General features: G+C 64.7%; 12 protein-coding genes. 6 read left to right on the top strand and 6 right to left on the bottom strand.

From position 1 onward, the window contains the following. The first annotated feature begins 3 nt into the window (after positions 1 to 3). Together P0D89_RS38610 and P0D89_RS38605 are read left to right on the top strand one after the other, a co-directional pair. Positions 4 to 735 (top strand): phosphorylase, encoded by a 732-nt coding sequence (locus P0D89_RS38610; RefSeq protein WP_408358671.1) that lies wholly within the window; start codon positions 4 to 6, stop codon positions 733 to 735. A 176-nt stretch (positions 736 to 911) separates the two neighbouring features. After that, positions 912 to 1391 carry an acyl-CoA thioesterase gene (locus P0D89_RS38605; protein ID WP_408358669.1) on the top strand — a complete coding sequence of 160 codons (480 nt, stop codon included), beginning with the start codon at positions 912 to 914 and terminating at the stop codon, positions 1389 to 1391. A gap of 177 nt (positions 1392 to 1568) precedes the next feature. On the opposite strand, the gene P0D89_RS38600 is transcribed toward P0D89_RS38605, so the two are convergent. Then, a complete protein-coding gene (locus tag P0D89_RS38600) occupies positions 1569 to 2591 on the bottom strand; it encodes an MlaA family lipoprotein (protein ID WP_408358667.1) in 1023 nt (340 codons plus the stop codon). A gap of 2 nt (positions 2592 to 2593) precedes the next feature. Next, positions 2594 to 5209: a hopanoid transporter HpnN gene (gene hpnN, locus P0D89_RS38595; RefSeq protein WP_408358665.1), complete on the bottom strand. Its 2616-nt coding sequence runs from the start codon at positions 5207 to 5209 to the stop codon at positions 2594 to 2596. A 213-nt stretch (positions 5210 to 5422) separates the two neighbouring features. Between hpnN and P0D89_RS38590 the strand changes: the two genes are divergently transcribed. Beyond that, complete coding sequence (locus tag P0D89_RS38590) at positions 5423 to 6028, top strand: MlaC/ttg2D family ABC transporter substrate-binding protein (protein WP_408358663.1); 606 nt, start codon at positions 5423 to 5425, stop codon at positions 6026 to 6028. Between the two features lie 101 nt (positions 6029 to 6129). Here P0D89_RS38590 and hpnH read toward each other — a convergent pair whose 3' ends face one another. Next, a complete protein-coding gene (gene hpnH / locus P0D89_RS38585; protein WP_408358662.1) occupies positions 6130 to 7284 on the bottom strand; it encodes an adenosyl-hopene transferase HpnH in 1155 nt (384 codons plus the stop codon). 10 nt (positions 7285 to 7294) lie between these two features. Beyond that, entirely contained in the window at positions 7295 to 8239 is a 945-nt protein-coding gene (gene ispH, locus P0D89_RS38580) for a 4-hydroxy-3-methylbut-2-enyl diphosphate reductase (RefSeq protein WP_408358661.1), read from the bottom strand. A 332-nt stretch (positions 8240 to 8571) separates the two neighbouring features. Between ispH and hpnC the strand changes: the two genes are divergently transcribed. After that, complete coding sequence (hpnC, locus tag P0D89_RS38575; RefSeq protein WP_408358660.1) at positions 8572 to 9438, top strand: squalene synthase HpnC; 867 nt, start codon at positions 8572 to 8574, stop codon at positions 9436 to 9438. Continuing rightward, complete coding sequence (locus P0D89_RS38570; protein WP_408358659.1) at positions 9438 to 10610, top strand: glycosyltransferase; 1173 nt, start codon at positions 9438 to 9440, stop codon at positions 10608 to 10610. The genes hpnC and P0D89_RS38570 overlap by 1 nt, the downstream gene beginning before the upstream one ends. 64 nt (positions 10611 to 10674) lie before the next feature. Here P0D89_RS38570 and P0D89_RS38565 read toward each other — a convergent pair whose 3' ends face one another. Further along, positions 10675 to 11280: a hypothetical protein gene (locus tag P0D89_RS38565; protein ID WP_408358658.1), complete on the bottom strand. Its 606-nt coding sequence runs from the start codon at positions 11278 to 11280 to the stop codon at positions 10675 to 10677. 120 nt (positions 11281 to 11400) lie between these two features. Beyond that, the gene (hpnA, locus tag P0D89_RS38560; RefSeq protein ID WP_408358657.1) at positions 11401 to 12411 is read right to left on the bottom strand and encodes a hopanoid-associated sugar epimerase; all 1011 of its coding nucleotides are present in this window, start codon (positions 12409 to 12411) and stop codon (positions 11401 to 11403) included. Positions 12412 to 12543: 132 nt separating this feature from the next. Between hpnA and P0D89_RS38555 the strand changes: the two genes are divergently transcribed. Further along, a complete protein-coding gene (locus P0D89_RS38555; protein ID WP_408358656.1) occupies positions 12544 to 12837 on the top strand; it encodes an acylphosphatase in 294 nt (97 codons plus the stop codon). Positions 12838 to 12889: the final 52 nt, after the last annotated feature.

The following is a 12889-nucleotide window of genomic DNA, read 5'->3' as shown; positions in this document are numbered from 1 at the left end:
CGGATGCCGCTTTCGACAACGCCGTCAGCCGATGCCAGTCGCAACAGCCTGCCTGTGATCGTGGTGACGGGCATGGCGTTCGAAGCGCGGATCGCGCGAGGCGAGGGCGTCGAGGTGGTGTACGCGGCGCGCGCTGATCTGCTCGAACGGGCGCTGAGCGCGGCGGTCGCGCGCGGCTGTTCGGGCATCGTCAGTTTCGGGACGGCGGGCGGACTGGCGCCGGATCTGGAGCCGGGCTCGCTGATCGTCGCGGACGCCATCGAAGGGCCGTTTGGCCGGCTCGAAACCGATCGGCAATGGGCTGACAGGCTCGCCGCCGCCATGGCCGGAGGGCCGCTCGCGGTGCGTCTGCGTCGCGGGCTGATGGCAGCAGTCGCTGCGCCGTTGGTGACGGCGGATGACAAGCGCGCGCTGCATCGCGCGGCGGGCGCGCTGGCGGTGGATATGGAGTCGCACATTGCCGGTGCGATAGCCGCCGCGCATGGGCTGCCGTTCGCCGTGTGCCGCGCAATAGTCGACCCGGCATGGCGCACGCTGCCGTCCGCCGCGACGGCTGGCCTGCGCGACGACGGCAGTACAGCGCTCGGGCCGATTCTGCGCGAGCTGTTGCGACAACCGTCGCAACTCGGCGCGCTGATTCAGGTTGCAATCGACGCCCGCGCCGCGCGGACTTCGCTGGTGCAGGCGCGGCAGGCGATGAGCGAGGGCGGGGCACTGCGCATGACGGCGCTTTGAAGGGCAACCGGCCGATAGAGTAGGCGGCACGCGGTTTCCCGCGATGATTACCGGCCGGAAATTCAGTAGTTATTGAAATACTAGGGAAAACCCCTACGTTTGGTACAATGTCAGTGTTAACCCTAGGTTCGCGGGCGGAGATCCGCCGACCAGGAGCCCCAAACACGGAGTGCCAAATGAATTTCCATACCAGAAAGTGGGTCAAGCCCGAAGACCTCAATCCCAACGGGACGCTGTTCGGCGGTAGCCTGTTGCGCTGGATCGACGAAGAAGCGGCGATCTACGCGATCTGTCAGTTGGACAATCAGCGGGTAGTGACCAAGTTCATGTCCGAGATCAACTTCGTGAGTTCCGCGCGTCAGGGCGACATCATCGAGCTGGGCATGACCGCCACGCATTTTGGCCGCACGTCGATCACGCTTCGCTGCGAAGTGCGCAACAAGATCACGCGTAAGAGCATCCTGACCGTCGACAAGATGGTGTTCGTCAATCTCGACGAAAACGGCGAGCCCGCGCCGCACAGCCGCACCCAGATCCGTTATGCGGAAGAGGCGTTTGCGCGTTATCGCGAGAGTTCGCGGCAGGTGCCGCAAGGCGCGGTAGCCGTCGAAGACGAGAGGGTGGCGGCGCGCGCTGAGGCGGACAGCCTGCATTGAGGTTAGTTGATCGGCTTTGGCGCGTTGCGGGGCGGCGGCATTCCGCCTTGGCGCGTGCCGACGCGGTACTGGGGTTCTGTTCAGACTTACCGGCTTTTAGCTAGTCTTCGCGGGACACCCATTCTGGGTGTCCCGTAGCGCTTTCGTACTTCTCCAACGCGTTTCCTTCCTCAATCTCTATTGCGCGACCGGTGCCGAAGCCGGTTGTTTGTCCTCGGCCGGCGCGGTTTGAGGCATCGGCGCCGGTGTGCCCGATGCGGCTGCTGGCGCCGTCGCCGGCGGCGTCGCCGACACTGCGCCCGCAGCGCCGCTGGCAGGCGTCTCGCCCGGATCCGTGTAGTTGGGCACGCCGGCCGGGGCGCCGGTGGCGGCGCCAGAGGCCGCGTTCGGCGCTTGCGCGGCGTCGCCGGGGTCCGCGTAGTTCGGCAGCACGGCCGGTGCACCGGCCGCCGGTGCGCCCGCGGCCGGGGTCTCCGCGCCGGAGTCGCCCTGATCGTCGTAGTTCGGCAGCGGCACGGCGTTCTCGCTCGTGCCGCGCAGACGCGCGCGGCGTTGCTGCGTGTACGCGTCGCGCACGAACGAGTATTTGTCCAGCGCGGCCTGCTGCAACAGATCGGTGGCGCCGAGCAGGTCAGAGCGCGTGCTCACGAATTGCAGCACATACAGCGGATTGCGCACCGCCGGTTCCATGTAGTTCAACGGATTGAATTTCACATCCACGACGAGGCCCATGCTGTCGCGCACGGTGCTCGGCCCGAACAGCGGCAGAACGAGATACGGGCCCGACGGAATGCCCCAGTGCCCGAGCGTCAGACCGAAATCCTGGTGGTGTTTGGGCAGGCCCGCGGGCGTCGCCCAGTCGAGCAGGCCCCCTAGACCGAAGACCGAGTTGAACGCGAAGCGCATGATGTCCTCCGTCGCGTCGGTGAACTTCAACTGCAGCAGTGCGTTCGCGGCGTTGGTCAGATCGCCCAGGTTCGAGAAGAAGTTGCTGACGGCAGTGCGCAACGGCTGCGGCGTCACTTTCTGATAGCCCTTGGCAACCGGCACGGCCACATAGCGGTCCACCCCGTCGTTGAATTGAAACACGACCCGGTTGACCGGTTCGAAAGGGTCGCCAGGCTTGCGGTCGGGGCCGGTTGCGCAACCGGAGATCAGACCCGCGGCGGTGAGCGCAAGCGCGGTGTTACGCAAATTCATGCTTATATTCCTTTTTGCTTCGCGCGACGTTGACGCGGCTTGCCCATGAGCACCGGCTGAAACACCACTGCACCGATCAGCGTACAGAACAGCGACAGCGCCAGCAGCCGACCCATGCTGGACGTGCCCGGATGATGCGACAGCCAGAGGCTGCCAAACGCGGTTGCCGTGGTTGCTGCGCTGAACAGCACGGCGTGCGTCAGGCTCGACTGCAACAGGCCGGTTTGGCCGTTGCGCCAGGCCATCACGAAGTAGATCTTGAATGCTACGCCAACGCCGAGCATCAGCGGCAACGCGATGATATTCGCAAAGTTCAGCGGCATGCCGAACACCACGCATAACTCCAGCGTGACGAGCGCCGAAACGAGCAGCGGCACCAGCGTGCGCAGCACGTCGCTGATTCGCCGCAGCGCGATCCAAAGCAGGATCGCAATCGAAAGCAGCGCGTAGGCGGCGGCCTGCAGGAACGCCTTGATGATCGTGTCGGCCGAATGCAGGATCGAAATCGGTCCGCCGATCGCGCCCGGCTCCGCCTTCTTCACTGCATGCGCGAAGCGCGCGAGCATCGCGTCGTCGTTCGGGTCGGTGCCGGGCTGAACCTTCGGCCCGATGTCGACGAGCGCGCGGCCGTCCTTCGACACCCACGCGGCGGAGATTTCCTTGGGCACGTTCTCGCGGGTGATTTCGGTCGGCTGCAGCAGGTTTTCCAACTGCTTCAGCGCGATGCGCAGCGTGTCGGACATCGCGGTTTCCGCGCGGTCGCGCGTGGCGGCGTCGGCGGCGGCCAGCTTTTGCAGCGTCGCCGACAGATGCTCGGCTTCCGCGGCGCCCGGGCCCGGATGATCCTCTGCAGCCAGCGAGAGCTGGTTCGACGCGCGTTTGAGCGCGGCCACGCGCACCTCGTCGGTGGCTTTCGGCGCGGGCTGCTGCTGCAGCGCGGGCAACAGTTGCTGCGCGGCGCTCGCGATCAGCATCATCTTTTGCTGCTGCTCGCTCGGGATGAAAGTGTTCAGCGTGGTGACGCGGCCCACTTCCGGCAACGCGCGCAAACGCGCGGCCATCTGATCTGCTGCGGCGAGCGAGGGCGCCAGCGCATGCACATTGTTGACCGCGGCTTCCGGCGAGTCCTTCAGCGACAGCAGCGTCGCCATCGATTCCGTGTGCGGGTCCTTCAGATGCAGCGGGTTGAAGTCGAAGCGCAAATGCGTGAGCAGCGGCGTGGCGCCGATCACGACGATGAGCGTGCCGATCAGCACGGGCCTGCGGTGATGATCGAGGAAATCGTCGACGGGCGCGAGTTGCTTGAAGCCCGGCGAGGCGACTTCGCCCGGCGGGTTGAAGACTTTCAGCAGCGCCGGCAGCAGCGACATGTTGGTGAAGTACGCGACGAACATGCCGACCCCGGCGATCTGGCCCAGCTCGGACACGCCGCGATACGCGGTCGGCAGGAACGAGAAGAAGCTCAGCGCGACCGCGATGGCCGCGAGCGTCAAAGGGACGCCGATACTGTGCGCGGTATGCATCAGCGCGGCGGAAAGCCGGTTGTCGCGGTTACGCTCCTCACGGTATTTGACGCCGAACTGCACGCCGAAATCGACCCCGAGCCCGATGAACAGCACCATGAAGGCCACCGAGATCATGTTGAGCGCGCCGACCATCAAGAGGCCGAGCGCGGCGGTGATCGCGAGTCCGACGAACAGCGTGATGAACACGGCGGCGATCATGCGGCCCGAGCGCAGCGCGAGCCACAGGATGACCAGCACGACGATGAAGGTGCCGATGCCGTTGAGCACCGCGCCGTCCTGGACCGACGCGAACTCTTCGTCGGCGAGCGGCTGTTCGCCCGTCAGTCGGATCGTCGCGCCATAACGCGAGTCGAGGTGCAGCGACGCGGCGGTGTCGCGGATCGCTTTCGAGGCGATCGCGCCCGGCTGTAGCGCGTCGTAGTTGACGACCGGCTGCACGATCACGAACGAGCGCGCCGGATCGGTGGCGGCGCTCTTGTCGACCAGCGCGCGCCACGAGAACGCCGCCGGCTGACCGGCCAGCACGCGGTCGAGCGTGTTCGCGCTTTGCGACAACAGGTGGCTCATGTCGCCGAGCTTCACCTGGCCGAGTTGCAACGGTAGCAAGAGACTCGTGGTGAGCGTGCCGGCGAGCCCGGTCAGGCTCGGGTCGTGGGCGAGGGCGTTGACGAGCGGACGCGACTGGACGAGCTGCGCGGTGGTGGACATCACCTCGTCGGTTGACGGGAACAGCAGGCCGTTGCGTTCGAAGAACGGGCCGCCGGCGGGCTGCGACACCGCGACGAACTCCTTCGGGTTGCTCTTGAGCGCGGCGGTCAGCGCATTGGCGGCGGCGTCGGCGAATTCCGGCGCGCGCGCTTCGACCACCACCAGCACGGTTTCACCGCGATCCGGGAACGCCTGGTTCAGCGCGTTGTCGAGCTCCGTCCATTGTTTGTCGGTTTCGATGAGACGGCTGATGTCCGTATTGATCTTGAAGTTGTGTACAACGTATAAGCTGCTCAAAATGGCGAGCACGATCGACAGTGCGATGATCCGGAACGGATGGCGCACCGAAGAGGCGACGAGACGGACGATAGATGACTTCAGCATGTAGGCGAACGTAGCCTTATCACGGATGTTGTTTTTAACGAAAGTGCACAAGTATACAGAGCCTGGGCGCTGCAACCCGACTTCGGTAGCAAGTGCGGCTCCCGGCGACGCTATCAGGGGCGGGAACGCAATCTCGGTATACTGGTCTATCTTGCACTCGCCCCGGGCTCGCAAGCCCGCTGGCGCTTACTTCTCTCAAGTTCTGGCGACCGTATGAAACGTTATCTGTCTGCTTTTCTGGTTGCGGCCGTGGTGTCCACGGCGGCTTACGCGCAAAGCGCGCCTGATGCGTTGGTAAAAAGTGCCGTCGAGGGCACGGTCGCCGCGATGAAAGCCGATCCGCAGGCGCGCGGCGGCGACATGGCGAAGATCACCGAACTGGTCCGAACGCGCTTCGTGCCCGCCACGGATTTCCAGCGCACCACGCGGATCGCGGTCGGCAAGCCGTGGTCGACCGCAACCCCCGAGCAGCAAAAACAACTCTACGAGCAGTTTACGCTGCTGCTGGTGCGCACTTACGCTGCTTCGCTTTCGCAGTTGCGCGACCAGGACGTGACGTTCAAATTCGTGCCGGCGAACGTACCGGCCGGCGCCACCGACGTCGTTGTGCAGTCACACGTGATCAGCAACGGTGGTGACGACGGGATCGACTACCGGCTGACCAAAGGGCCCTCCGGCTGGAAGATTTACGACATCAACATGATGGGCGCGTGGCTGATCCAGGTGTATCAGACGCAGTTCGCCGACCAGATCGCCAAAGGCGGGATCGACGGGCTGATCAAGTTTCTGACCGCGCACAATGCGCGCGGCGCGGGTTAAGGCTCGGCGGTTTTCGGGGCTGTAAAAAAAGCGCGGTGGCCATCAAGCCACCGCGCTTTTTTCATGCGCGAACCGGGGCGGCGCGAAACCGCCGTTGAATCTCAGTGCGCGGCGGTCGCCGTCTGCACCTTCTTGCCCTTGCCGGAGCGCTGGATCTCGTCGAGCTTGATCTCCACGTGGCGGGAGAACACATATTCGGCGGGACGCTGCTTGTCGAGCGGGATGTCCTTGGTGAACTCGCCCGTCGTCTTCGGGCCACGCAGGCTGACCTTTAGCGCCTTCAGCGGATGCGCAACCGTATCCATCACGGCGGTCGCTTCGAAGCCGCAGTGCACCATGCAGTCAGCGCATTTCTCGTAGTTGCCCGTGCCGTAGTTGTCCCAGTTCGTGGTTTCCATCAGCTCCTTGAAGGTCTTCACATAGCCTTCGCCGACCAGATAGCACGGCTTCTGCCAGCCGAACACTGTACGCGCCGGGTTGCCCCACGGCGTGCACTCGTAGGTCTGATTGCCGGCCAGGAAGTCGAGGAACATCGCCGACTGGCTGAACGACCAGTTCTTGCCGTTGTTGCCGCGCTTGAAAATTTCGCGGAACAAATGCTTGGTCTTGTCGCGGTTCAGGAAGTGCTGCTGGTCCGGCGCGCGCTCATACGCATAACCCGGCGAAACGGTGATGCCGTCCACCCCCATCGGGCCCAGCGTGTCGAAGAACGCGGCGACGCGTTCCGGCACCGCGTCGTTGAACAACGTGCAGTTGATGTTCACGCGGAAGCCACGGCGCTTCGCTTCGCGAATCGCGGCCACGGCCTTCTCGTACACGCCTTCCTGGGACACCGAGTGATCGTGTGCTTCCTTGTCGCCGTCCAGATGGACCGACCAGACGAAGTACGGATTCGGCTCGTAGTCGTCCATTTTCTTTTCCATCAGCAACGCGTTCGTGCACAGATAGACGAACTTCTTGCGCGCGATGATGCCCTTGACGATCTGCGGCATTTCCTTATGCAGCAGCGGCTCGCCGCCTGCGATCGAGACCACTGGCGCGCCGCATTCGTCGACTGCGCCGAGGCATTCTTCCAGCGACAGACGCTGATTCAGGATGGGATCCGGATAATCGATCTTGCCGCAGCCATTGCAGGCGAGATTGCAGCGGAACAGCGGCTCCAGCATCAGTGCGAGCGGGTAGCGTTTGTTGCCGGAGAGGTGTTGACGCATGATGTATGCGCCGACCCGGACTTTCTGTAGCAGCGGAATAGACAAGGCGTCCTCCTTAAACTTCGCGTGCAGCGAGTGGTTGCATCAGTTTCGATGGCAACTTGAATTCGACTTTTTCTTCACGGCCCGCCATCGTCGTGACATCGACAGGCCCCAATGCGCTCAGCGCATCGATTACGTTCGTGACCATCTCTTCCGGCGCCGAAGCACCGGCCGTGATGCCGACGGTTTGCGCGTTGGCAAACCATTCCGGCTTCACTTCCGAACCGTCGGCGACGAGGTAGCTCGCCACGCCGCTTTCGCTGCCGATCTCGCGCAGCCGGTTCGAGTTGGAACTGTTGGTTGCGCCCACCACCAGCAGCACGTCGACCTGCTTGCTCAGTTCGCGCACTGCCGCCTGGCGGTTTTGCGTGGCATAGCAGATGTCGCGCGTATCGGGACCGACGATGTTGGTGAAGCGGCGCAACAACGCGTCGATGATGCCGCGCGTGTCGTCCACCGACAGCGTGGTCTGCGTGACATAAGCTAGCGGCGCGTCGGCCGGCAGGTCCAGATGCGCGACTTCGGCTTCGCTTTGCACCAGCAGCACCTTGCCCGGAATCTGGCCGATCGTGCCTTCCACTTCGGGGTGGCCTGCGTGGCCGATCAGGATCAGCGTGCGGCCGGCGCTCACATATTGGCGACCTTGCACATGCACCTTCGTGACGAGCGGGCAGGTTGCATCGAGCACGTCGAGGCCGCGCGCTTCCGCGTCGCGTTCGACCGTTTGAGCAACGCCATGCGCGCTGAAAATGGCCACGGCGCCTTGCGGCACTTCATCGAGCTCTTCGACGAAGCGCGCGCCTTTCTGGCGCAGATTGTCGACCACGTGCCGATTGTGGACAATCTCGTGACGAACGTACACGGGCGCGCCGTGTTGCTGTAACGCGCGATCGACGATCTCGATTGCGCGAACAACACCCGCACAAAAGCCGCGGGGCTGAGCAAGGATGACTCGCATAAATGGGCGAACTCCGACTGACGCGAGTTGCGAAGAAGTCCATAAGCGTGACTTTATCGCCGCGATCGTCTAATTAGTTGACGTCTTGAGCCCCGGCGACGAGCCGGTACAGCAAAACCAAACGCGCATTCTAACGCTATCAGGGCAGCTTTGCTCTTGGCGCCCCCTTGTGTTGGGCGCGAGCCGCAGGCGCAGCTTGCTTTGCGGCATCGCATCCAGGGTGCGTGCCGCCATGTCGGCATGCTGCACCGGTTTGACGGAACCCTTAAACTACGGGGTCCCTGCGGCGCGCATCGCGAGCCGCATTACAGAAAGGTTTCGAGGCTCGCTGGATGGACGTCGAACAGTACGAAAATTTTCCGATCCCGACCGTGTTGCTGCCGAAGGCGCTGCGCGCGCCTATCGACATTATCTATCAGCTTGTTCGCACCGCGGCCGATATCGCCGACGAAAGCGACTGGAGCGCCGCCGAGCGGCACGCACGCCTCGCCGACCTGCGCGCGGGTCTGGACGCGGTGGCGGCGCGGCGCGCGGCGCCGGTCCATCCGCTGCTGTTCGGCAAACTCGCCGGCGTGGCCGCACAGTATAAACTGCCGCTCGCGCCGTTTTATGATCTGCTTGACGCCTGCTCGCGAGACATCGACACCAGCCGCTATGCCGACCGGGCCACGCTGCTCGACTATTGCCGCCACTCGGCGAACCCGCTCGGGCATCTGATGCTGTATCTGCTCGACGCGGCGACGCCGGAGAATCTCGCCGACGCCGACGCGATCTGCACAGCCTCGCAGCTGATCGGTTTCTGGCTGGACGTGGCCGCCGATTGGAAAAGGGATCGCGTGTATCTGCCGCTCGCGGATCTGCGGCGCTTCAATGTGACCGAAGCGCATATCGCCAAGGGCGTCGTCGACGACGCCTGGCGGGCATTGATGGCCTACGAGGTGTCGTTCGTGCGGCAGACGCTGGTGCGCGGCGCGCCGCTCGCGCTGCGCATGCCGGGCCGGCTGGGCATCGAACTGTGCGCCGCCGTGCATGGCGGCCTGCGCTTTCTCGAACGGATCGAGAAGGCGGGTTACGACGTGTTTCGCGAGCGTCCGGTGCTCAACACATTTGACTGGTGCGTGGTCGCGGCGCGCACCGTGGTGATGCGGCTGTCGCGGCGCGTCGGTGTGCAGGCGCGTTCAATCGAGGGTAATGCTTAATGGCGGTGGTTCTGTTTCTTCTTTCGTGTCTTTCCCTGTTGATCTGGTGCGTGCTGCTGTTCGCGCGCGGCGGTTTCTGGCGCGCGCGTCCGGCTGCGCCCCTCGCCGTCGCGCCGCGTGTGACGTGGCCTGCGGTGGCCGCCGTGGTGCCGGCCCGCAATGAAGTCGACGTGATCGGCGAGGCGGTCACGAGCCTGCTTCAGCAGAACTATCCGGGTGCTTTTCACGTGATCGTCGTCGACGACCACAGCACCGACGGCACCGCCGACGCCGCTCGCGCCGCCGCGTTGCAGCTGCAATGCCCGGACCGCCTGACCGTGTTGAGCGCGAAGCCGCTGCCACCGGGCTGGTCCGGCAAGGTGTGGGCGCAGTCGCAGGGCATCGAGGCGGTGCGCACGCTCGGCTTGCCCGCCGACTACCTGCTGTTGACCGACGCCGACATCGGCCATCCCGACGGCGCGCTCGTGCAACTCGTCGCCCGGGCGGACGCGGAAAAGCGCGACCTCGTCTCGCTGATGGTCCGTCTGCGTTGCGACTCCTTCTGGGAAAAGGCGCTGATTCCGGCTTTCGTATTCTTCTTCGCGAAGCTGTACCCGTTCGCGTGGGTGAACAACCCGCGCAATCGCACGGCGGCGGCGGCGGGCGGTTGCATGCTGGTGCGCCGCAGCGCGCTCGAAGAAGCGGGCGGCATCGAGTCGATTCGCGCCGAGCTAATCGACGATTGCAGCCTCGCCGCGCGTATCAAACATCGCGGCACCGGGCGTCATCCGATCCGGTTGGACGTGGCGGCGCGCAGCGTGTCGCTGCGTCCATACGATAGCTGGCGTGACATCTGGAACATGATCGCGCGCACCGCGTTCACGCAGCTGCATTATTCGCCGGTGCTGCTCGCGGGAACGCTGGCCGGCATGACGATCATCTATCTGATGCCGCCCGTCGCCGCGCTCGTGCTCGGTCCTTTGGGATGGCCCGCGTGGCTCGCGTGGGCGGCGATGTGCTGCGCCTATGCGCCGATGCTCCGCTACTACCGCCGCTCACCGTTATGGGCGCCGTTTCTGCCGCTGGTGGCGTTGTTCTACGTCGGCGCGACGTTCGCGTCGGCGGTGCGCTACTGGCGTGGCAAGGGCGGTCAGTGGAAGTCGCGCGTCCAGGCGCCCGTGCAGGAGCGATGAGGCGGCCCGCTTGTTGAGCAGACGGCAGACGAAAAAAAGCGGCGCCTCGCGCCGCTTTTCTACATCACGCGTTGGTCAGCAACATGTAGAGCTGGATCACCACATCGGGCGAGAACGTGAACGGCACCCAGCCGTGGCCGGTGTGGCGCATGACCAGCAAGCGGTCGCCGTTCGATTGCTTCTGCACAGCCATCACCGGGTTCTTAGTCGATACGAAACGCCAGCCCGGCGGAATGCCCGGCGGCTGCTCCAGCGTCATCGACGCGCGCGCGTTCGACAATTCCTCGATCAGTTTGCCGATCTGGTCCGGGCGCAGCGCGACCGTCTGGTCGCCGATCGTCATCGTGATCTCGTCCTGCGCGGGGCGGCCGATCTGCAGCGTGGGCTGGAGCTGCGCGGCCGGTTGTTCGGTTGCGGGTTCTGCCGCTGGTTCGTCCAACGCTGGCGCATTGTCCTCGACGACGGCTGCCGCCGTCTCAGCCGCAGGTTTTTCCGCCGCGGATTCGGATGCGGCCGCAAAGTCGTCGGACGCGACAGGCTCCGCCGACGCTTGCGTCACAGCGGTTTGCGCGGGTGTCTCTGGAATGTTTTCGGCCTGCTTGGCCACGACAGCCTGAATGAGCTGATCGACGCCCATTTCCAGCGCGCCGAGCTGTTCGTGAAGGTTCATGCGAGGTTTCTCTGGTAAGACCCGCGATTTTACCTGCTGCGCGCGCGCTTTGACCCGTCACATAGACGGGACTTGTAACAAAATGCTTACGGCCGTGCCGGATTGGCCCGCGCAGCGCGGTCAGGTCTTCAGATAGCCGGCTTGCCTGAACCAGTCGAGCGCGTCGCGCAAGCCGTCACGATAGGGCCGCGCGCGATAGCCGAGTTCGCGCTCCGCCTTCGCCGACGTGAAATACATCTTGTTCTTCGACATCTTCAGGCCGTCGACGGTGACGAACGGTTCGCGTTTTGTAATCTTCGCGACCGCTTCCGCGCCCATCGCGAGCGGGTAGAGCGGCCAACGCGGCAACGCGAGCGTGGGCGCCTTGCGGCCGGTCAGCGCGGCGATATCCGCGAGCATCTGCTGAAGCGGCAAATTTTCGCCGCCGAGAATATAGCGTTCGCCAATCTTGCCGCGTTCGAGCGCGAGGAAATGGCCGGCCGCGACATCGTCCACGTGCACGAGGTTCAGGCCCGTATCGACGAAGGCGGGAATCTTGCCGAGCGCCGCTTCGACGATGATGCGCCCGGTCGGCGTCGGCTTCACGTCGCGCGGACCGATCGGCGTGGACGGGTTGACGATCACCGCCGGCAGCCCGTCCTCGGCGACCATCCGCTCCACCGCGCGCTCGGCCAGCACCTTGCTACGCTTGTACACGCCGATTGCCTGGTCGGCCTTGAGCGGCGACGTTTCGTCGGCGGACTGGCCGGAGCTGGTCACCTTCAGCGTCGCCACGCTGCTCGTGTAGACGATGCGTTCGACGCCTTCCTTCAGCGCCGCGCGCATGGTCGCTTCGGTGCCTTCGAGGTTGGAGCGCTCGATTTCGCTCGGGTCCGGCGCCCACAGGCGATAGTCGGCGGCCACATGCAGCAGGTAGCGCACGCCGCGCAGCGCGTTGCGCATCGACGCTTCGTCGCGCATGTCGCCGACGACGATTTCCGCGTCCAGCGCCTCGACGTTCTGGCGCGAACTGGTGGCGCGCACCAGCACGCGCACCTTGAAACCCTTCTGTTGCGCGATGCGCGCCACCGACGAGCCGACGAAGCCGGAAGCGCCGGTCACGAGCACGAGATCGCGATTCTGTTCGGTCATTCTGATTCCATTCCCCGCATGACAGTCGACGGATTGTACGTGGCGCGCGCCTTGCGTGTCGCGGCTCGGGCGAGCAGGCTCGCCGCGACGCGACTAGAATGCCGGCTTGAAAGTTTGTGAGGAGGAGGTGGCATGGCCCCGGATCTGGATCAGCGGATCGAAACTTACTACGTGCGAGTGCGCGGCATGGTGCAGGGCGTCGGCTTTCGCCACGCAACCGTGCGGCAGGCGCACGCGCTCGGCATCAAGGGATGGGTGGCGAACCTCGACGACGGTTCCGTCGAAGCGTTGTTGCAGGGTCCGGCCAACCAGGTCGACCGGATGCTGTCGTGGCTGCGTCACGGCCCGCCGGCGGCGCGCGTGACCGAGGTAGCCGGCGAAGAACGCAGGACCGAAAAGCGTTTCGAGCGGTTCGAGCAGCACTGAGCGGAGCGGACCTACGGAAAAAAGGCGGCGCGCCCAAGCGAACAATGGGCGC

The sequence above is a fragment of the Paraburkholderia sp. RL18-085-BIA-A genome (genome assembly GCF_046027075.1).
Lineage (GTDB): Bacteria > Pseudomonadota > Gammaproteobacteria > Burkholderiales > Burkholderiaceae > Paraburkholderia.
The sequence above is the reverse complement of the archived record's forward strand: the minus strand, read 5'-3'. Positions and strand labels throughout refer to the sequence as shown.